This is a genomic window from Cupriavidus necator (assembly GCF_016127575.1).
Lineage (GTDB): Bacteria > Pseudomonadota > Gammaproteobacteria > Burkholderiales > Burkholderiaceae > Cupriavidus > Cupriavidus necator_D.
In genome coordinates, this window is sequence record NZ_CP066018.1 from 323,243 (window position 1) to 341,976 (window position 18,734).

Sequence of the window (18,734 nt, forward strand, 5' to 3'; positions counted from 1 at the left end):
CGCCGCCTTGCGCTCTCCTATACTCCGGCGCATGCAGGCACCCGACCCCGTCCCTTCCGCCGCGCCCGGCGCCGCGTTGTCCGCGCTGCCCGACCATGACCTGATGCTGCTGGTGGCGGGCGGCATCATCGAGCAGCCCGTCACCGAGCTGTTCCGCCGCCATAACGCCGGCCTCTACAACTACGTGGCCTGGCTGTGCCAGGGCAACCGCGGCGAAGCGGAAGACATCGCGCAGAAGACCTGGGTCAAGCTGATGACCCGCTGCGGCGACTACCAGCCGGACGCGGCGTTCCGCACCTTCCTGTTCCAGATTGCGCGCAATTCCTGGCTCGACCAGGTGCGCAGCGCCGATGCGCGCCAGCGCGAAGCGCTGGACGACCAGCCAGCGGAGATGCCGGCCGACGACCTGTCGCCGGAAGCGGAGCTGCAGTTGCGCCAGCACGCGCACCACGTGCAGCGCGCGCTGCTGCAGCTGCCCGTCGCCCAGCGCGAGGTGGTGGTGCTGCGCTTCTTCAGCGACATGAGCGTCGAAGAGATTGCGCAGATGCTCGGCGAGAAGTTCGAGACGGTGAAGAGCCGGCTGCGCTATGCGTTTGCGCGCCTGCGCGCAAACCTGGCCGGCAGCGTGCCGGGCTCGCAGGAGACGCCGTCGTGAACGCGGCCGACCGCTTTATCGACGGCAAGGACCGGCTTTCGGCGCTGCTGCGGGAGCTGCCCGCTTACGCGCCGTCCGCTGCGCTGGCAGAGTCGGTGCACGCGGCCGCACGTGCGGCACAACAGGAGGAGGATCGCCAGCGGGCCGGCGCGGCGGTCCTGCCCTTCGCCGCGCCGCCAACGCTGGCCATGGCGGTGCAGGAAGAAGCCGCGCGCCTGCAGGCGGCGCAGGCCGCGCGACGCGATGCGCTGCTTGCACGCGTGGCGTCAGGCGAGCCCGCAGCGGAGATCCTGGGTGCCCCGGTCGGTGCCGCTGCCAGCGCGTGGCTGCAGGCACAGGCAGCTGAGGCGGCAACACCACGGGCCACAGGGACCGCAACGCAATCCATGGCAGCGCGCGCCGCGCGCGCGCGGCGGTGGTGGCGCTCGCTCGGGCTAGTGGCCAGCGTCGCGGCAGTGGCCGGGCTGACCACCAGCATCGTGCTGCGGCAGATCGATGATGGCGCACTGCTGCCGGCGTCGGCGCCTGAACAGGTGTCCGCCCCGGCCGCTGCGCCCGCCGCAGAGATGGCGGCAGCGCCCGCACCGCAAGCTGCGGCGGAGCCCGGGACGGCCACGCCGGCAAATCCGCCGCCAGCCGCGAAGGCTGCCCCGGCCCCGCAGCGGGAAGAGCGGCCTGCCCCGGCGCACGCCGGGCAGCGCAGCCGCGCGTCGGCAACGGCCGGGGGCACGGCGCCACGCGAGGCCGCCACGCAAGCACCGCCGCAAGCGACCGAAAGCTTGTCCGCCCAGGCGCCGGCCGTGGCCGCCGCACCGGCCGCTCCCGCGTATCCGGCCATGGCAGAAGCAGTCCCGCAGCCGGCAATGCCGGCACCCGCGGCACCGCCGGCGGCCGCGCCGCGGGCAGATTTTGCACGCAAGGCAGGGCCACCGATGGCGGCCGCGCGCGCCCCTGCGGCGCACACCGCATCCAGCATGGTCGTGTCGATCCAGGACGACCCCGCCGCCACGGCCGCGCGCATGCCGGCGGCGGCATCGGTCACGCTGCTGGCGGCCGAACCGGACAGTGAGGCAATCAGGGAATGGGCAGGACGGCTCTGGCAGTCGATGCCGGCGGCGCAACGCCCGCCGGTGCCATTTGCCGTGCAGGCCGACCGCACGCTGGCCCCGGGCCAGGTGCGCATCGAACTGCGGCACGGCGCGCCGCAATGAGCGCGCCGCTGTGCTGGCGAGTGCTGGTCAGCGTGTGGTGAACGACCAGCTCAGGTCCACCGGCTGCGAACCCAGCCGGCCGGTAACCCTCACGCTGTAGCGCTGCTGGCTGGCCAGCGGCGCCACCGGCGTGCAGATCGCCAGGCCGCGTGCCGCGCTGGAGAGGCCCGACGAACGGCTGTCGACCTTGAGGCAGCTCACATTGTTGCCTTGCGCGTCGGTGATGACGAAGTTGTCGGCATCGAACTGCAGCGAGGTGTTGATGGCCTGCAGCGAAACCGGATAGCCCACGGTCTTGCCCTCATAGCCTGGGGCGGGGTTGGGGCTTTCGGTGTTGACCCAGCTGGCCGGCACGTCGGCCTGGCCGTTGTACGGGTAGGCCACCATCTGGCTGTCGCTGCCGCCCTTCGATGCATCGGCCAGGTCGATGGTCTGGTAGTAGCTGGCCGAGGTGCCGCTGCCATCAGGGCCCACGCGCTCGGCAAAGCCGCTGCCGGCCGAGCCGTAGCTGCCCAGCAGCGCGGCGCGGTGGAACGGCGCGTTGACCAGGTCCGACACCAGCGCGTCCTTGGGCGACATCGACAGCTGCGCATTGGCAACCGAAGTCCAGCGGTTGGCACCGGCCACGACTTCCGCGGTGGCATTGGTCGGATAGGCGGCCTGGATGCGCTCGTTGGGCGTGGCGCCGGTATAGCCCGGCTTGCCGCTGGTCTCGTCGTGCGTCAGCGTGGCGTTGGCCAGCATGTAGGCAGTGTGGTTCTGCGCCACGGTATTGAGCGGATCGCGTGCCGCCAGCGGCGGCAGGCCCACCTGCTCGCGCCGATAGTTGGCGTAGCACAGGCCGGCGCTGCGCGGCTCTTCCAGCACGCGGTAATTGCTGACCGCACTGCCGCGCGCCGGCAGCAGCGAGACGCCGCCGCCCGCCGCGGGTGCCGGCGCCGTGCCGCTGACGGTATAGCAGGCACCTGCGGTGGATGGCGTGATCGAGCCAGAGCCGGACGGCGCGCTGGCCTGCCCGTTCGCTTGCGATGCGTTCGACGAAGTACCGCCGCCGCCATCGCCATCGCCACCACCGCCGCCACATGCGGACAGTGCCAGCGCCGCAGCAGCGCAAAGGGTGGTCAGGGCGAGCGTGGTGCGCCGCGCGCGTCGCGGCGGCATGGGTTGGTGATCAGCAAGCAAGCGTTTCCCGGTCATCGTTCTGAATCGTCGTGGTCATCGGAGGAAGGAACCTGCCCCGGGGGATCCGCAGGCGCGGACAGCCGGCGCGGCAACCACCGCCAGCACCGTGTGGACACGGGCTCGCGGCGGCGGCGCCGGGGGCAGAAAGACCGGACGATGGTATGGGCGCGGACCGGCAGGGTCTAGCCCATGAACAATTCCTTACGTGTGACCCGCGCGCGCCGCACCGAGGCGCCGCGGGGATCGCTTGCGGTGCCCGCCGTGCGGGCGCGAGGGCACTTAGCTGGCGGCGGCCACGTCGGCCATGCCGGTGCCGAGCGCGGCCATCACCGCCATCAGCTGCTCGCGCAGCCAGCGGTTGGCACCGTCGTTTTCGCCGCCCGCATGCCAGTACAGGTGCAGTTCCAGCGACGGCACCTTGAACGGCAGCGACAGCAGGCGGTTGGCATAGGGCTCATTGGCGATGCGCGCATAGCGCAGCGGCAGCGTGGCCAGCAGGTCGGTGCAGCTGACCACGCGGCACGCGGCCGCGTAGTGCTGGCAACGCAGGCGCACGCGCCGCGTCAGGCCCATGCGGTGCAGGGCCTGGTCTTCCAGCCCGGCGCCGCGGCGGCGCGACGACACGTGCACATGCTCGGCCGCGAGGTAGCGCTCGAGCGTCAGTTCCTTCTTCACCAGCGGATGGTCGCGCCGCGCCAGCACCACCATCGGATCGGCCATGAACGGCGCGTGGTGGATGGCGGGCGAGACCGGCAGCAGGATGTCCAGCGCGGCGTCCAGCGTGCCGGCCAGCAGCTCGGATTCCATCTCGCGGCGGTCGAAGCGGATCGCGGCAATCTCCACCTGCGGCGCCATTGCCGTGACGCGCGCCATCAGCGGCGGCAGCAGCGTGGATTCCAGCGCGTCGCGCATGCCGATGGTGAAACGCCGCACGGTATTGGTGGGATCGAAGTGCGGCGTATCCTGCAGCGTGCGCGCGAACGATTGCAGCGCGCTGCGCACCTCGGCGGCCAGCGAGCGCGCCAGCGGCGTGGGCGCCATGCCCTGCCCGCGCCGCTCGAACAGCGGGTCGTCGAACAGCGTGCGCAGCCGGCCCAGCGCATGGCTGACCGCGGGCTGCGTCAGGTTGAGCTGGCGCGCGGCCGCGGTGATGCTGCCTTCGCTGTAGATGGCGTCGAACACCACGAAGAGATTCAGGTCGATGCGGGAGAGCTGCATGCCGGAGATTCTGTCACGGAATGCAGGGAATTGATACTGGCAAATCCAGATAATTCATTTTTCTTATTATCAGCTTTCAGATAGAGTGCATTTCATCGGCCCATGCCGCACTGATGCCGAGGCCTGCCGAGGCCAACGAGGCGCCGCCGCCCACCCCGGCGCCCACTGATTCCGTAGCGAGGAGACCACATGGATTTCGAATACAGCCCGAAGGTCAAGGAAATGCAGGCCAAACTGCTGGCCTTCTTCGACCAGCACATCTACCCGAACGAAAAGCGTTTCGCCGCGGAGATCGACGCCAACCGCCGCGCCGGCAATGCCTGGGTGCCGACCAAGGTGATCGAGGAGCTGAAGCCGCTGGCACGCGCGGCCGGCCTGTGGAACCTGTTCCTGCCGCGCTCGCCGCGCGCCCCGCAGGGCCTGTCGAACCTGGAATACGCCACGCTGTGCGAAATCATGGGCCGGGTGCCCTGGTCGGCCGAGGTCTTCAACTGCGCGGCCCCCGACACCGGCAACATGGAGACGCTGGAGCGCTATGCCTCCGAGGAACTGAAGGACAAGTGGCTCGAGCCGCTGCTGGCCGGCGAGATCCGCTCGGCCTTCCTGATGACCGAGCCGGCCGTGGCCTCGTCGGACGCGACCAATATCGAATGCCGCATCGAGCGCGACGGCGACCACTATGTGATCAACGGCACCAAGTGGTGGTCGTCGGGCGCGGGCGACCCCCGCTGCAAGGTCTACATCGTGATGGGCAAGACCAATCCCGACGCCGGCCGCCATGAGCAGCAGTCGATGATCGTGGTGCCGGCCGATACCCCGGGCATCACCATCAAGCGCTTCCTGCCGGTGTTCGGCTACGACGACGCGCCGCACGGCCATATGGAGATCGAGCTGAAGAACGTGCGCGTGCCGGCCTCGAACATCCTGCTGGGCGAAGGCCGCGGCTTCGAGATCGCGCAGGGCCGCCTGGGCCCGGGCCGCATCCACCACTGCATGCGCAGCATCGGCGTGGCCGAGCGCGCGCTGGAACTGATGTGCAAGCGCGCGCTGTCGCGCGTGGCCTTCGGCAAGCCGGTGTCCAGCCAGGGCGTGACGCAGGAACGTATCGCCGAAGCCCGCTGCGAGATCGAGATGGCGCGCCTGCTGACGCTCAAGGCCGCGTACATGATGGACACCGTGGGCAACAAGGTGGCCAAGGCCGAGATCGCCATGATCAAGGTGATCGCCCCCAACGTGGCGCTGAAGGTGATCGACTGGGCCATCCAGGTCCATGGCGCCGCCGGCGTCTCCAGCGACTTCCCGCTGGCCAACTGGTGGGCGCACCAGCGCACGCTGCGCCTGGCCGACGGCCCGGACGAGGTGCACCGCAACGCCATCGCCAAGCTGGAGCTGGCCAAGCACATGAACCTGAACCCGGACGACATCAGGATGCCGGTGGCACGCGGGTTCTGACCGCCTGGCAACGCCGCGGGGCTTCGGCCCTGCCGGCAGTATGGAAAACGCGCAGCCAGTCTGCGCGTTTTTTTCTTCTGTGCTTAAATCGCCCGGTTCGCCACGTCAGTGGTTGATGTGGCCATCCCCAACGATCGCAGCCAGGAGATCTTTTGCGATGATCGACGTCTACACCTGGGCCACGCCCAACGGCCACAAAGTCCACATCATGCTGGAAGAATGCGGCCTGGAGTACAAGGTCCATCCGATCAACATCGGCGCCGGCGACCAGTTCGGCGAGGACTTCCTGAAGATCAGCCCCAACAACAAGATCCCGGCCATCGTCGACCCCGACGGCCCGGACGGCAAGCCGATCTCGCTGTTCGAATCGGGCGCCATCCTGCTCTACCTGGCCGGCAAGACCGGCAAGTTCCTGCCCGAGGACGTGCGCGGCAAGTACGAGGCGCTGCAGTGGCTGATGTTCCAGATGGGCGGCGTGGGCCCGATGCTGGGCCAGGCGCACCACTTCCGCATGTACGCGCCCGAGAAGATCGAGTACGCGGTCAACCGCTACACCAACGAGGCCAGGCGCCTGTACGGCGTGATCGACACGCAGTTGTCAAAGCACGCCTGCCTGGCCGGCGAGCAGTACACCATCGCCGACATCGCCACCTTCCCGTGGCTGCGCAGCTGGCAGAACCAGGGCGTGGACCTGGACGACTACCCGAACCTGAAGCGCTGGTTCAACGAGATCGCCGAGCGCCCCGCGGTCAAGCGCGGCGTGGAAGTGCTGGCCAGCGCGCGCAAGGCGCTGCAGGACGACAAGGCGCGCGAGGTCCTGTTCGGCGCCACGCAATACAAGCGGCACTGAGCACGGCACTGCCGCGGCCGGGGCGCTGGCCCCGGCTGACCCGCCTGGCATCAGGTCGGCGCCAGCGCGTGGCACGCAATCGCATACCCGTCCGCGCGCCGTCCGCCGCGCGCCGCAACACCAATCTCGACGTCATCGCCCGGCCCGAAGCAGCACAGCAGGCCGGTGCCCGGCAACAGCACGTCGAGCCGGCATGACTCGTGCGGGTCCGGCGCGTAGAGCGTGCCGGGCTGCAGGAAGGCCATGTCCCCACCGGCCCGCACCAGCGCGCCATGCCAGTGCAGGCCGATGGCGCCGCGGTAGCACAGCGCCCAGCGCAGCCCGCGCGCCTGCAGCCGCTGCGCCCAGTCATCGCCCGACTGGTCCAGCTGGATGAACTCCGGCCGCATGCCCTGCTCCGGCTGCGGGCCCTCGGCCCGCACCACCTCTGCCGGCAACACGTGCATGCCCGCCACCCCCTCGGCGCCATTGGCCCCGACCGCGGCAATGCCGCCCAGCGCGCAGTGCCACCCCGCAGGCAGCGCCACCGGCCGCGATGCATCGGCCGGCCCTTGCGGCACGGTGCGCACCAGGATGGTGTCGACCATCGCCTGCACCTGCATCGGTACGCCTGGCGCCGGCGCAAACAGCTCGCCGCCGCCCATCAGCAGGCAGCCGCGCCCGGGCGACCACAGCCGCAGGCCCCCGCGCAGGCAGCCCCACCATTCATGGCGGTCCGCGGCAAATTCAGCCTGGGTCTCGCCGGCGCAGAGAAAGACGTAGTCGCAGGTGCTGCCGAGGCCGGCTGCAGCGGCAAGCAAGCGTGACTGGAACCCGGGAATGAAGTCCGACGGCGCGTGGCGGTCGGCATGGAGGGCGCGCATCCGCGCCTCGAACAGCGTGAAGATCTGCATGGCAATCCCCCTGCAGGGCGACAGGCCGCAAGGCGGCTGTCCGCGCAGTGCGGCGCACGCATGACAGCGTTGCGCGCAGCATTGCGCAGTGGCCCGTTTGGCTCGGCCATGCAGGCCGTCCGGTTGATGCCATCGTGTCGCGCCATTTTGCCTGGCGCACCCCTCAATTTGCGGGTCGGACACCGATAGTGAGGAAGAGGATAAGTTGTCGTGGCCTCAAGGTCAAACCCTTAGCCTCAGACCACTCCGAACCTTTCACGACCCCATGACTTCTCGAAATCTCAGACTATTCGGATTGCATCTTGCCTGGCTACGCAAGCAGCGGGGCTGGTCCCAGGAAACCCTGTCGCTTGAGAGCGGGCTGTCGCGCTCATACCTGAGCGGCATCGAAAGCGGCAAGCGCAACCTGGCGCTCGCCAACATCTGCAGGCTGGCCGAGACGCTCGCCGTGCCAACCCCGGAGATGCTCGACTTCAGCCGCCATGACGCCAGCCAGCTGCAGGTGGAACAATCGCGCGCGCCCTTCGGCAACCGCCAGCGCGCGGCGATCGAGGCCACCGTGCGCCATATGGCGGAGCTGACCGAGCCCGAGCTGAACCTGGTGGCCGCGGTGGCGCGGGCGCTGGCGGGCAAGGGCAGCTTCCGCCCGTCGCTGACTCACGCCACCAACGCCGCATCCGATGCCAAGGGCGACAGCGCAGACTAGACGCCCAGCATGCCCTGCCGTTCGATAAAGCGGATCACCTCGTCCAGGCCCTGCCCGGACTTGACGCTGCCCATCACGAACGGCCGGGCGCCGCGCATCTTGCGCGCATCGCTCTCCATCACTTCCAGCGATGCCCCGACGTATGGCGCCAGGTCCGTCTTGTTGATCACCAGCAAGTCGGACTTGGTAATGCCCGGCCCACCCTTTCTCGGAATCTTCTCACCGCCGGCTACGTCGATGACGTAGATCGTCAAATCAGAAAGTTCTGGGCTGAAGGTGGCAGCGAGGTTGTCGCCGCCGGACTCGATGAAGACCACGTCAGCATCCGGGAAGCGCGCCAGCATGCGGTCCACCGCCTCCAGGTTGATCGAGGCGTCCTCGCGGATCGCGGTGTGCGGACATCCGCCCGTTTCCACGCCCATGATGCGTTCCGCCGGCAACGCGCCGGAGACCGTCAGGAGACGCTGGTCCTCCTTCGTGTAGATGTCGTTGGTGATGGCAACCAGGTCGTAGCGGTCGCGCATCGCCTTGCACAGCATTTCCAGCAGCGTGGTCTTGCCGGAGCCAACCGGGCCGCCGACGCCGACGCGCAGCGGAGGGTTCTTCTTGGTACGGGCCTGGGTCATGGTGCGATATGGGTTCAGGATCGGAACAGCCGGGAGTACTGCGTTTCGTGGCGCGCGGAAAGCAGGCCCAGCATCGGGGAAAAGGTGGAAAGTTGCGGCGGCGTGGCGTCGGCGCGGCGCGTGGCTTCATCGACTGTGTCGAGCACCGCGCAGTGCAGGCGCCGCAGCATGTGCTGCCCCGCCACCTGGCCCAGCGGCACCGCCTTGATCGCCGCGGCGACCTGGTTCTCGGCCCAGTTGAAGCAATAGGCAGCGAGGCCGTCGCGCGCCTCGACCTGCAGCGCCACGCATGCCGCAGTGAACGCCGTCGGCAGGCACACCGGCGACAGCGCCGCCAGCGTCTCGCGCAGCACGGGCGCGCCCCACTCCATCTGCGCAATCAGCCTGGACAGCGACCAGCCCATCTGCTCGGTCTCAAGCCGCAACTCGGAAGTCTCGCGCGTGGCGCGGAACCAGTCGTTCCATGTCCGCACCTGCGCGGCATCGCCCGCTTTCCAGCAGCGATGCAGCAGCAGCCACAGCGGCGCTTCGCATTGCGCCTGCACATGCAGCAGGTTGTCGCGGATCCATCGTTCTGCGCTTGCCGCATCGTGCACGCTGCCACAATCGATCGCAGCTTCCAGGCCTTGCGAATAGCTGAAGCCGCCGATTGGCAGCGATGGCGATGCGAGGTGCAGCAGTGAGATCAACTGGTGGAGTTGCGTCATGGCGCGGACTCCGGTTCAGCGATGGCTTGCTCCCCTCTCCCGCAAGCGGGAGAGGGGAGTATCGGCGAGTTCAGTTCTTCATCGGTTGGCATGGTCCGGCACCCACCTTGCAGGGCAAAATTCAGTGCTTATGTCCACACTTCTCGTCATGCACGTGATCGTGCGAGTGCGAGTGCGAGTGCCCATGATGCTCATGAAACACCGCCTGCGCCGCCGCATAGTCCTCCGCAAACGTCGCATCGTGCCCATGCTTGTGCCCGCCGCCATAGGCCCCAGCCTCCGGCTCGAACGGCAGCTCGGCACGTTCGGCGCGCACGCCCAGCCGTTGCAGCATGTCCGCCAGCACCGCGTCATATTCCAGCCGCAGGTAGTCGCGCCCGATCTCCACCGGCGTATGGCGGTTGCCGAGGTGATAGGCCGCGCGCATCAGCGCATGCGGGTCTTCCGCACGCACTTCCAGCACCGCCTCGGCAGCGGCCTGCACTTCCACGAAGCTGCCGTCTTCGGCCACCAACAGGTCGCCGCCGCGCAGCACGGTGCCGCGCGCCAGGAACAGCGCGGCTTCGTCGCCGTTGTCGAGCACCGCGCGCAGGCGGCTCTTGCTGCGTTCGGCGAAGGGCAGGACCAGCTTGGGCGCGCGGCGCACCAGCACGGGCGCGATGCCGTGCGGGGCGCTCAGGAGTTTGTCGATCTTCAGCATGGGCGATGCGGGGCGCGGGCCCCGGCCAGTCAGAACAGGAAATAGCGCTGCGCCATGGGCAGCTCGGTGGCGGGCTCGCAGGTCAGCAACTGGCCGTCGGCAACGACCTGGTAGGTCTCCGGATCGACCGTGACATGCGGTTGCCAGTCATTGTGCACCATGTCGCGCTTGCTTACCGTGCGCGTGCCGCGCACCGCCGACAGCGTCTTGGCCAGTCCGTAGCGCTCGCCGATGCCGGCCGCCAGCGCCGCCTGCGACACAAAGGTCAGCGACGAACGGTGCAGCGCCCCGCCGGCCGAAGCAAACATCGGCCGGTAGTGCACCGGCTGCGGCGTCGGGATCGACGCATTGGGATCGCCCATCGCGGCCGCGGCAATCATGCCGCCCTTCAGGATCAGGCTGGGCTTGACGCCGAAGAACGCCGGACGCCACAACACCAGGTCGGCCCACTTGCCGACTTCAACCGAGCCCACCTCATGAGCGATGCCATGCGTCAGCGCCGGGTTGATGGTGTACTTGGCGACATAGCGCTTGACGCGGAAGTTGTCGTGCCCGCCGCGCGCATCGTTGGGATCGCCCGGCAGCTTGCCGCGCTGCAGCGCCATCTTGTGCGCGGTCTGCCAGGTGCGGATGATGACCTCGCCGACGCGCCCCATCGCCTGCGAGTCGCTGGAGATCATCGAGAACGCGCCCAGGTCGTGCAGGATGTCTTCGGCGGCGATGGTCTCGCGGCGGATGCGGCTTTCGGCAAAGGCGATGTCCTCGGCAATCGACGGGTCCAGGTGGTGGCACACCATCAGCATGTCGAGGTGCTCGTCCAGCGTGTTGACCGTGTACGGGCGCGTCGGGTTGGTCGACGACGGCAGCACGTTGGCCTCGCCGCACACCTTGATGATATCGGGCGCATGGCCGCCGCCCGCGCCTTCGGTGTGGTACGTATGGATGGTGCGGCCCTTGAACGCGGCGATGGTCGCTTCAACGAAGCCGGCTTCGTTGAGCGTGTCGGTATGGATCGCCACCTGGGTATCGGTCGCGTCCGCCACCGACAGGCAGGTGTCGATCGCCGCCGGCGTGGTGCCCCAGTCCTCGTGCAGCTTCAGGCCGATGGCGCCCGCTTCCACCTGCTCCAGGAGCGGCCCCTGCTGGCTGGCGTTGCCCTTGCCCAGCAGGCCGATATTCATCGGGTAGGCATCGGCTGCCTGCAGCATGCGCTCCATGTACCACGGCCCCGGCGTCACGGTGGTGGCAAAGGTGCCGGTGGCCGGCCCGGTGCCGCCGCCGATCATGGTGGTGACGCCGCTCATCAGCGCCTCTTCGATCTGCTGCGGGCAAATGAAGTGGATATGGCTGTCGATGCCGCCTGCGGTGACGATCATGCCCTCGCCCGCGATCACCTCGGTGCCTGGCCCGACCACGATGGTGACGCCCGGCTGGATATCCGGATTGCCGGCCTTGCCGATCGCCGCGATGCGCCCGCCCTTCAGGCCGATATCGGCCTTGACGATGCCCCAGTGGTCAACGATCAGCGCATTGGTGATGACGGTGTCGACGCAATCGCTGGCCATGCGCTGGCTCTGCCCCATGCCGTCACGGATCACTTTGCCGCCGCCGAACTTCACTTCCTCGCCATAGATGGTGAAGTCTTTCTCGATTTCGATGATGAGCCCGGTATCGGCCAGCCGCAGGCGGTCGCCGGTGGTCGGGCCGAACATCTCGGCATAGGCCTGCCTGGAGATCTTTGCCATCACAGCGCTCCCATGATCTTGCCGTTGAAGCCATAGACGATGCGGTCGCCGTCCAGCGCCACCAGTTCCACCGTGCGCGTCTGACCGGGCTCGAAGCGCACCGCGGTGCCGGCGGCAATATTCAGCCGGAAGCCGCGCGCGGTTTCGCGGTCAAAGGCCAGCGCCGCATTGGTCTCGTAGAAATGGAAGTGCGAGCCGACCTGGATCGGCCGGTCGCCGGTATTGGCCACCGTCACGCTGACCGTGGCGCGGCCGGCATTCAGTTCGATCTCGCCGTCGGCGGGCATCAGTTCACCGGGGATCATGGCGATTCTCCTCAGGCCACCAGCAGGCTGGCGCCATACAGCGCCACGCCGGCACCTGCCGCGCGGGCCAGCCAGCCGGCATGGCGGCGCAGCAACGTGCCGGCGCCGATGCCCAGCAGGTGCAGCGCCATGGTGGCGGCCGCAAACCCGCCTACGTATGCGAGTACCGCAGGCAGCGCGCCCGCAGTGGCGGGCAGTTCGGCCCCGTGGGCGTAGCCGTGGAAGATGGCAAAGCCGCCGACCAGCAGCGTACCGGCCCACGCCGGCAGCTTCGCGCGCAGCGCCAGCAGCAACCCGATCACCAGCAACGAGGCCGCGATCATCGGTTCGACTGCGGGCAGCGCCACACCGGACAGGCCGATTGCAGCCCCCACCAGCATCAGCGCCACGAAGGCCAGCGGCAGGCGCAGGGTGTCGGCGGCCGAGCGGGCAATCAATGCGCTCCACACGCCCACCGCCGCCATCGCCAGCAAATGGTCGGCGCCGGTGAAGGGGTGCGCCAGGCCGGCCCACAGGCTGGCGCTGACGGTGGCGGCATCGTGGCCGGGATGCGCCAGGGCGGCGCCGGCGGCAACGGTCAGGGAAGTGCCCAGGGCAAGGCGCAGGCAGGCGGTACGGTTCATGTCGGCTCTCGGGTTGGTCTTGTTATCGCGGTCCAGAATCGGAATCGGTCATGTTCAGACAATGGGATGGTGGACGGTCACCAGCTTGGTGCCATCCGGAAAGGTGGCCTCCACCTGGATCTCGGGGATCATCTCGGCCACGCCATCCATCACGTCCTCGCGGCCCAGCACGGTGGTGCCCTCATGCATCAGCTCGGCCACGGTGCGGCCATCGCGCGCGCCTTCCATGATGGCGGCGGTGATCAGCGCCACCGCTTCCGGGTAGTTCAGCTTCAGCCCGCGTGCCTTGCGCCGCTCGGCCAGCAGCGCGGCGGTGAAGATCAGCAGCTTGTCTTTCTCTCGCGGCGTCAGTTCCATCTCTTGTTCCTGGTTTCTTGTGTTCGGTTGTCTCTGTTGGCGGCCTACGTGGCCCACAGCCGCAGCGGCCGCGCCGCGACACCGTGGATCGGCATGCGCAGCGCCTGCCAGCTGTCGACCATGACGTGGCGCACGGCTTCCATCTGCCGGCCCAGCACGCGCAGCAGCAGCATCGACTGGCCGCTGGTGGCCAGGCAGGTCACGCCGGCGCGCAGCTCCGGCGTATAAGGCAGCTGTTCGGCCAGGGCTTCGGCCAGTTCCTGCGTCGCGCCCTCGCCTACCGCCCACAGCGTGCCCAGCACATTGAGTCCATCGAGGCCGGCCACCGCGGTGCGCAGCGGCGACTCGGCTTCAAGATGCGATTGCTCGATCCACAACGCACGCTCGCCCGTGCCGACGCGGGTATCCAGCCACAGCGCGCCGCGGGTCCACTGCTCGCCGGATGCCTGCCGGCCCAGCACCACAGCATCCCAGCCGATCGCGCTGCCGCCGGGCGCGACGTCGAGCACGGTCGAAATCCGCGCACGGGCGTCGTCGAAGACGATGTTCTCCTGCGGCAGCCAGTCCAGCCGCGCGCCTGCGCCCACCGTCAGGCGCACATGCTGCGCCGCCTCGCGGCCGAGCGACTTGTACCACTTGGTGGCACCCGGCGTGGCCAGCACGGCGTGCGCGCCATCCTCGACCGTCACGTCGATATCCAGGCTGTCGCCGCCTGCCACGCCAGCCGGCGGATGCAGGATCACCGCGTGGCAGATGCCGCCTTCCGGGTACAGCGGCTTCTGCACCAGCAGCGGCCCCTGGTGGCGCCGCTCGGTCAGCGCGGTGCGTTCGCCGCGCTGCGCAAAGCGCAGCCGCAGGGTGGCCTGCCATGCGGCGGGCACGGTGAGCGATGAAGGAAGATCGGGATGGCGCATGGCAAGGACAGCCGGCGGAGGCGCGCGCGCAATGGCGGGAGTTGCAAGCAATCATAGCGCGCTGCCTGGCTTCGCGTAAGCAGCGTATGACCCACAAATCCCGGCGCTGCCGCGCAGCCGCCCTACACGGCGATCAGCTCCCGCACGCCGTCCTGCTCCATGCTGGCGCCGGCACCCCGCGCCACCACTTCGCCGCGGCTCATCACGACATAGTGGTCGGCAATATGCCGCGCGAACTCGTAGTACTGCTCGACCAGCAGCACCGTCATGCCGAACTCGTCGACCAGCAGGCGCAGCGCCCGGCCGATGTCCTGGATGATGGAAGGCTGGATGCCCTCGGTGGGCTCGTCCAGGATCAGCAGGCCCGGCTCGCTCATCAGCGCGCGCCCGATCGCCAGTTGCTGCTGCTGGCCGCCGGACAGGTCGCCGCCGCGGCGCAGGCGCATGGTGCGCAGCACCGGGAACAACTGGTAGATCCGGTCCGGCACGCCGGACGGCCGCGCCCGGCTGGCTGCGCCGATCAGCAGGTTTTCTTCCACCGTCAGCCGCGGGAAGATCTCCCGGCCCTGCGGCACATAGGCCAGCCCGGCGGACACGCGCTCATACGGAGCCTTCTTCTCCAGCGCCTGCCCTTGCCATTGGATGCTGCCGCTGCGCGTGGGCACCACGCCCATCAGGCACTTGAGCAGCGTACTCTTGCCCACGCCGTTGCGGCCCAGCAGCGTGGTCAGCTTGCCGGCGGGCACGTCGAAGCTGACATTGCGCAGGATATGGCTGCCGCCATAGAACTGGTTCAGTGCATTGACCTGCAGCATGCTTATCTTCCCAGGTAGGATTCGATCACGCGCTCATCGCGCTTGACGCTGTCGAGCGTGCCTTCGGCCAGCACGCTGCCCTCGGCCAGCACCGTGACCTGGCCGGCATCGCCCGCGAGCGCGGCGACGAACTCCATGTCGTGCTCGACCACCATCATCGAGCAGCTGCCGCGCAGGCCGTTGAGCAGCGCCGCCAGCTGCATGGTCTCTTCATCGGTCATGCCGGCCACCGGCTCGTCCAGCAACAGCAGCTGCGGCTGCTGCATCAACAGCATGCCGATCTCCAGGCGCTGCTTCTGCCCGTGCGACAGCAGCCCGGCGGGCCGGTAGGCCTCTGCCTCCAGTCCGGTCAGCGCCAGCGTTTCCTCGATGCGGCGATGCCCCTCCGCCGTCAGCCGCGCGCGCAGCGACGACCACCAGCGCTTGTCGGCCTTCATCGCCAGTTCCAGGTTCTCCCACACCGCGTGCTGCTCGAACACCGTGGGCTTCTGGAACTTGCGGCCGATGCCGACCTGCGCGATGCGCGGCTCGGTCATCCGCATCAGGTCGATGGTCTGGCCCAGGAACACGCGCCCGCTGACATTGGCATTGCGCGGCCCGGTCTTGCCGGTGATGACATCCATCATCGTGGTCTTGCCGGCACCGTTGGGACCGATCACGCAGCGCAACTCGCCATGGTCGATCGACAAGGTCAGCTTGTTCAGCGCGCGGAAGCCGTCGAACTGCACCGTCAGGTCTTCCAGGTACAGGATCGGCCCGTGCGAGACATCGATGGTGCCGGGCTCGACGATGCGGCCCAGGCCGGTGGCATCGCCGCTTTCGGCCTGGCCGTGCTGGAGTGCGGCGTTCATGCTTCACCTCCCGTGCGGCCTGCCACGGCAGGCGCGGAAACAGGGTCTGCAGCGGCTGATGGTGCGGCCGCGCGCCGCTCGCGCAGCCGGTTCCACAGCCCGGTCACGCCATCGGGCAGGTACAAGGTCACCAGCACGAACATCGCGCCCAGCAGGAACAGCCAGTATTCGGCAAAGTGGGCTGTGAACAGGGTCTTGGCACCATTGACCAGGAACGCGCCGATCACCGGTCCGATCAGCGTGCCGCGCCCGCCCACGGCGACCCACACCGCCATCTCGATCGAATTGCCGGGCGACATCTCGCCGGGGTTGATGATGCCCACCTGCGGCACGTACAGCGCCCCCGCGATGCCGCACAGCACCGCCGAAAAGGTCCACACGAAGAGCTTGTAGCCCAGCGGGTTGTAGCCGGAGAACATCACCCGCATCTCGGCATCGCGCACCGCGGTGACCACGCGCCCGAGCTTGGACGTGACGATGTAGCGGCAGGCGATGAAGCCCGCCAGCAGCGCCAGGAAGGTCAGCACGAACAGCGCCGTGCGCGTCTGCGGCGCCGCAATCGCAAAGCCGGCAATGCGCTTGAAGTCCGTGAAGCCGTTGTTGCCGCCGAAACCGGTCTCGTTGCGGAAGAACAGCAGCATCGCCGCATACGTCATCGCCTGCGTGATGATCGACAGGTACACGCCCTTGATGCGCGAGCGGAAGGCGAAGAAGCCGAACAGCCACGCCAGCACGCCTGGCACCAGCACCACCAGCAGCAGCGCATAGCCGAGGTGCTCGGTGCCGTGCCAGAACCATGGCAGCTCCTTCCAGTCGAGGAACACCATGAAGTCCGGCAGTTCGCTCTTGTACACGCCCTCGCGCCCGATCGATCGCATCAGGTACATGCCCATGGCATAGCCGCCCAGCGCGAAGAACAGCCCGTGGCCCAGGCTCAGGATGCCGCAGTAGCCCCACACCAGGTCCAGCGCGATCGCCGCCAGCGCAAAGCACATGATCTTGCCGACCAGCGTCAGCGCATAAGCCGACAGGTGCAGCGGATGCCCCTCCGGCAACACCAGCGCGCACACCGGCACGCCGATGCCGACGATCACCACCAGCGCCGCAAGCACCAGCCAGCCGCGCGGCGAGAACAGCGCCTGCCGCTCTGGCACCGCTAGCCGGAACGCGGTGGCGGAAGAATTCGATTGGACTCGCTGCATCATGCCTCCGCGCTGCGCCCCTTGAGCGCGAAAAGTCCCTGCGGCCGCTTCTGGATAAACAGCACGATCAGCACCAGGACAAAGATCTTGGCCAGCACCGCGCCGTAGAAGGGCTCGATGAACTTGTTGATGATGCCCAGCCCGAAGGCGCCGACGATGGTGCCGGCCAGCTGCCCGACGCCGCCCAGCACCACCACCATGAACGAATCGATGATGTAGGCCTGGCCCAGGTCGGGGCCGACATTGCCGATCTGAGACAGCGCGCAGCCGCCCAGCCCGGCAATGCCGGCGCCAAAGGCAAAGGCGTAGCTGTCGACCTTCCAGGTGCGCACGCCGACGCAGGCCGCCATGGTGCGGTTCTGCGTGGTGGCGCGCACGAACAGCCCCAGCCGCGTGCGGTTCAGCACCGCCCACGCCACCGCCACCACCGCCAGCGCGAACAGGATGATGACGATGCGGTTGTACGGGATCACCAGGCCCGGCATCCATTCGATGCCGCCGCTCATCCACGCCGGGTTGGCCACTTCCACGTTCTGCGCGCCGAACAGCGTGCGCACCGCCTGCATCAGCAGCAGGCTCACGCCGAAGGTGGCCAGCAGCGTTTCCAGCGGGCGGCCGTACAGGTGGCGCAGCACCAGCCGCTCGAGCACGAAGCCCACCAGCGCGGCGGCCAGGAACGAGGCCGGCAGCGCCGCCGGCAGGTACCAGTCGAACGCACCCGGCGCGTAGGCGCGGAACAGCGACTGCACCACGTAGGTGGCATAGGCGCCGATCATCAGGAATTCACCGTGCGCCATGTTGATGACGCCGATCAGGCCATAAGTGATGGCCAGCCCGAGCGCGGCCAGCAGCAGCACGCTGCCCAGGCTCAGGCCGGCGAACAGGTTGCCGATCAGCTCGGCGCGGCGCTGGTCGCTGCGCAGCGTGTCCAGCGCCTGCTGCGCGGCCAGGCGCACGTCGGCATCGGGCTCGCGGTAGTTGCCGGCGCTGTCGCGCTCCACCAGCGGCGCCAGCTTCTGGCGGCTCTGCGGGTTGCTGTCGCTGCCGAGGATGCGGATGGCTTCAAGCCTCGCGTCATGCGCTGCGGGATCGGCCGGCTCGGCCAGCACCAGGTTGGCCCAGATCACGTCCAGGCTGGTGCGCAGTCCGGCATCGGCCTCGTTCTTGCGGGCGGCCTCGACCGCGGCGCGCGAGGCGCTCTCGGGCTGGTCGCGCAGCGTGGCGATGGCCTGCGCGCGCACCGCGATATCGGGCGACTGCAGCAGCAGGCTGCTGGCGGCGCTGTCGACCAGCGCGCGCAGGCTGTTGTTCAGGGTCAGGGATTCGAGCTCGTCGGCTTTCACCGCGACCGGCTTGCCCGTGACAGCATCGACGGTCTTGTCGCCATCCTGGCGCACCATGCCGACCGACGGCGCATATTGCAGCGCGTCGTCCTGCAAGGCCTTCAGGATCGGGCCGGCCTGTTCCGGCGGGGCCTTGGCCAGCGCGGTCAGCGCCGCGGTCTTGGCATCGAAATCGTCTTCGGCCAGCGGCTTCAGGTCGGCCTGCGTCAGCGCCGCGGCCCACGGCGCAGCCGCCAGCAGCAGCGCCGCCAGCAGGGCGCGCAGCCATGGCAGGATGGAAACGGATAAGGGATTGCGCATAGGTGCTGGCGAGTTGCGGAATAAGTGTTTGGGGAGAAGGCAGGTGTCCATGACGAAGCGAGTGCCATCTGGCTGGCAA

The 18,734-nt window shown here is 68.5% G+C and carries 20 protein-coding genes; 5 read left to right on the forward strand and 15 right to left on the reverse strand.

The window, feature by feature from the left end; all coding sequences use genetic code 11:
- Positions 1-31: 31 nt before the first annotated feature.
- A complete protein-coding gene (locus tag I6H87_RS01525; protein ID WP_011614875.1) occupies positions 32-655 on the forward strand; it encodes a sigma-70 family RNA polymerase sigma factor in 624 nt (207 codons plus the stop codon).
- On the forward strand, positions 652-1,866 hold the full coding sequence (locus I6H87_RS01530; protein WP_198489261.1) for a hypothetical protein: 1,215 nt from the start codon (positions 652-654) through the stop codon (positions 1,864-1,866). Before I6H87_RS01525 ends, I6H87_RS01530 begins: the two co-directional genes overlap by 4 nt.
- A 27-nt stretch (positions 1,867-1,893) precedes the next feature.
- Here I6H87_RS01530 and I6H87_RS01535 read toward each other — a convergent pair whose 3' ends face one another.
- Positions 1,894-3,063, reverse strand: coding sequence for a CAP domain-containing protein (locus tag I6H87_RS01535; protein ID WP_011614872.1), 1,170 nt, complete (start codon positions 3,061-3,063; stop codon positions 1,894-1,896).
- 264 nt (positions 3,064-3,327) lie between these two features.
- Complete coding sequence (locus tag I6H87_RS01540) at positions 3,328-4,266, reverse strand: LysR family transcriptional regulator (protein WP_010809090.1); 939 nt, start codon at positions 4,264-4,266, stop codon at positions 3,328-3,330.
- Positions 4,267-4,455: 189 nt separating this feature from the next.
- Here I6H87_RS01540 and I6H87_RS01545 point away from each other — a divergent pair, with 189 nt between their 5' ends.
- Both I6H87_RS01545 and I6H87_RS01550 read left to right on the forward strand, forming a co-directional pair.
- Positions 4,456-5,718: an acyl-CoA dehydrogenase family protein gene (locus I6H87_RS01545; RefSeq protein WP_010809091.1), complete on the forward strand. Its 1,263-nt coding sequence runs from the start codon at positions 4,456-4,458 to the stop codon at positions 5,716-5,718.
- A gap of 157 nt (positions 5,719-5,875) precedes the next feature.
- Entirely contained in the window at positions 5,876-6,568 is a 693-nt protein-coding gene (locus I6H87_RS01550) for a glutathione binding-like protein (RefSeq protein ID WP_010809092.1), read from the forward strand.
- 50 nt (positions 6,569-6,618) lie between these two features.
- Here I6H87_RS01550 and I6H87_RS01555 read toward each other — a convergent pair whose 3' ends face one another.
- Entirely contained in the window at positions 6,619-7,461 is an 843-nt protein-coding gene (locus I6H87_RS01555) for a hypothetical protein (protein WP_011614871.1), read from the reverse strand.
- A gap of 265 nt (positions 7,462-7,726) precedes the next feature.
- Here I6H87_RS01555 and I6H87_RS01560 point away from each other — a divergent pair, with 265 nt between their 5' ends.
- Positions 7,727-8,167 carry a helix-turn-helix domain-containing protein gene (locus I6H87_RS01560; RefSeq protein WP_011614870.1) on the forward strand — a complete coding sequence of 147 codons (441 nt, stop codon included), beginning with the start codon at positions 7,727-7,729 and terminating at the stop codon, positions 8,165-8,167.
- Here I6H87_RS01560 and ureG read toward each other — a convergent pair.
- The 12 genes from ureG to urtB form a co-directional block, all read right to left on the reverse strand.
- The gene (gene ureG / locus I6H87_RS01565) at positions 8,164-8,793 is read right to left on the reverse strand and encodes an urease accessory protein UreG (protein ID WP_010809095.1); all 630 of its coding nucleotides are present in this window, start codon (positions 8,791-8,793) and stop codon (positions 8,164-8,166) included. The two genes, I6H87_RS01560 and ureG, sit on opposite strands and share 4 nt — an antisense overlap.
- A gap of 14 nt (positions 8,794-8,807) precedes the next feature.
- Positions 8,808-9,500, reverse strand: coding sequence for an urease accessory protein UreF (locus tag I6H87_RS01570; RefSeq protein ID WP_011614869.1), 693 nt, complete (start codon positions 9,498-9,500; stop codon positions 8,808-8,810).
- A gap of 121 nt (positions 9,501-9,621) precedes the next feature.
- On the reverse strand, positions 9,622-10,200 hold the full coding sequence (ureE, locus tag I6H87_RS01575) for an urease accessory protein UreE (protein ID WP_011614868.1): 579 nt from the start codon (positions 10,198-10,200) through the stop codon (positions 9,622-9,624).
- A 29-nt stretch (positions 10,201-10,229) separates the two neighbouring features.
- Positions 10,230-11,948, reverse strand: a complete 1,719-nt coding sequence (ureC, locus tag I6H87_RS01580; protein ID WP_269446654.1) for an urease subunit alpha — start codon at positions 11,946-11,948, stop codon at positions 10,230-10,232.
- Positions 11,945-12,250, reverse strand: coding sequence for an urease subunit beta (locus tag I6H87_RS01585; protein WP_011614866.1), 306 nt, complete (start codon positions 12,248-12,250; stop codon positions 11,945-11,947). The genes ureC and I6H87_RS01585 overlap by 4 nt, the downstream gene beginning before the upstream one ends.
- 11 nt (positions 12,251-12,261) lie before the next feature.
- A complete protein-coding gene (locus I6H87_RS01590; protein ID WP_010809100.1) occupies positions 12,262-12,873 on the reverse strand; it encodes a HupE/UreJ family protein in 612 nt (203 codons plus the stop codon).
- Positions 12,874-12,927: 54 nt separating this feature from the next.
- Positions 12,928-13,230 carry an urease subunit gamma gene (locus I6H87_RS01595; protein WP_010809101.1) on the reverse strand — a complete coding sequence of 101 codons (303 nt, stop codon included), beginning with the start codon at positions 13,228-13,230 and terminating at the stop codon, positions 12,928-12,930.
- 44 nt (positions 13,231-13,274) lie between these two features.
- The gene (locus I6H87_RS01600; protein WP_011614865.1) at positions 13,275-14,144 is read right to left on the reverse strand and encodes an urease accessory protein UreD; all 870 of its coding nucleotides are present in this window, start codon (positions 14,142-14,144) and stop codon (positions 13,275-13,277) included.
- Positions 14,145-14,266: 122 nt separating this feature from the next.
- Positions 14,267-14,959 carry an urea ABC transporter ATP-binding subunit UrtE gene (gene urtE, locus I6H87_RS01605; protein WP_010809103.1) on the reverse strand — a complete coding sequence of 231 codons (693 nt, stop codon included), beginning with the start codon at positions 14,957-14,959 and terminating at the stop codon, positions 14,267-14,269.
- A gap of 2 nt (positions 14,960-14,961) precedes the next feature.
- Complete coding sequence (gene urtD, locus I6H87_RS01610; protein WP_010809104.1) at positions 14,962-15,810, reverse strand: urea ABC transporter ATP-binding protein UrtD; 849 nt, start codon at positions 15,808-15,810, stop codon at positions 14,962-14,964.
- The gene (gene urtC, locus I6H87_RS01615; protein WP_011614864.1) at positions 15,807-17,012 is read right to left on the reverse strand and encodes an urea ABC transporter permease subunit UrtC; all 1,206 of its coding nucleotides are present in this window, start codon (positions 17,010-17,012) and stop codon (positions 15,807-15,809) included. Before urtC ends, urtD begins: the two co-directional genes overlap by 4 nt.
- On the reverse strand, positions 17,012-18,655 hold the full coding sequence (urtB, locus tag I6H87_RS01620; protein WP_011614863.1) for an urea ABC transporter permease subunit UrtB: 1,644 nt from the start codon (positions 18,653-18,655) through the stop codon (positions 17,012-17,014). The genes urtC and urtB overlap by 1 nt, the downstream gene beginning before the upstream one ends.
- Between the last annotated feature and the right edge of the window lie 79 nt (positions 18,656-18,734).

Coding starts and splice junctions, on each gene's coding strand:
- I6H87_RS01525 (WP_011614875.1), top strand. CDS start 32: ATGCAGGCACCCGACCCCGTCCCTTCCGCCGCGCCCGGCGCCGCGTTG.
- I6H87_RS01535 (WP_011614872.1), bottom strand. CDS start 3,063: ATGACCGGGAAACGCTTGCTTGCTGATCACCAACCCATGCCGCCGCGA.
- I6H87_RS01540 (WP_010809090.1), bottom strand. CDS start 4,266: ATGCAGCTCTCCCGCATCGACCTGAATCTCTTCGTGGTGTTCGACGCC.
- I6H87_RS01545 (WP_010809091.1), top strand. CDS start 4,456: ATGGATTTCGAATACAGCCCGAAGGTCAAGGAAATGCAGGCCAAACTG.
- I6H87_RS01550 (WP_010809092.1), top strand. CDS start 5,876: ATGATCGACGTCTACACCTGGGCCACGCCCAACGGCCACAAAGTCCAC.
- I6H87_RS01555 (WP_011614871.1), bottom strand. CDS start 7,461: ATGCAGATCTTCACGCTGTTCGAGGCGCGGATGCGCGCCCTCCATGCC.
- I6H87_RS01560 (WP_011614870.1), top strand. CDS start 7,727: ATGACTTCTCGAAATCTCAGACTATTCGGATTGCATCTTGCCTGGCTA.
- ureG (WP_010809095.1), bottom strand. CDS start 8,793: ATGACCCAGGCCCGTACCAAGAAGAACCCTCCGCTGCGCGTCGGCGTC.
- I6H87_RS01570 (WP_011614869.1), bottom strand. CDS start 9,500: ATGACGCAACTCCACCAGTTGATCTCACTGCTGCACCTCGCATCGCCA.
- ureE (WP_011614868.1), bottom strand. CDS start 10,200: ATGCTGAAGATCGACAAACTCCTGAGCGCCCCGCACGGCATCGCGCCC.
- I6H87_RS01585 (WP_011614866.1), bottom strand. CDS start 12,250: ATGATCCCCGGTGAACTGATGCCCGCCGACGGCGAGATCGAACTGAAT.
- I6H87_RS01590 (WP_010809100.1), bottom strand. CDS start 12,873: ATGAACCGTACCGCCTGCCTGCGCCTTGCCCTGGGCACTTCCCTGACC.
- I6H87_RS01595 (WP_010809101.1), bottom strand. CDS start 13,230: ATGGAACTGACGCCGCGAGAGAAAGACAAGCTGCTGATCTTCACCGCC.
- I6H87_RS01600 (WP_011614865.1), bottom strand. CDS start 14,144: ATGCGCCATCCCGATCTTCCTTCATCGCTCACCGTGCCCGCCGCATGG.
- urtE (WP_010809103.1), bottom strand. CDS start 14,959: ATGCTGCAGGTCAATGCACTGAACCAGTTCTATGGCGGCAGCCATATC.
- urtD (WP_010809104.1), bottom strand. CDS start 15,810: ATGAACGCCGCACTCCAGCACGGCCAGGCCGAAAGCGGCGATGCCACC.
- urtC (WP_011614864.1), bottom strand. CDS start 17,012: ATGCAGCGAGTCCAATCGAATTCTTCCGCCACCGCGTTCCGGCTAGCG.
- urtB (WP_011614863.1), bottom strand. CDS start 18,655: ATGCGCAATCCCTTATCCGTTTCCATCCTGCCATGGCTGCGCGCCCTG.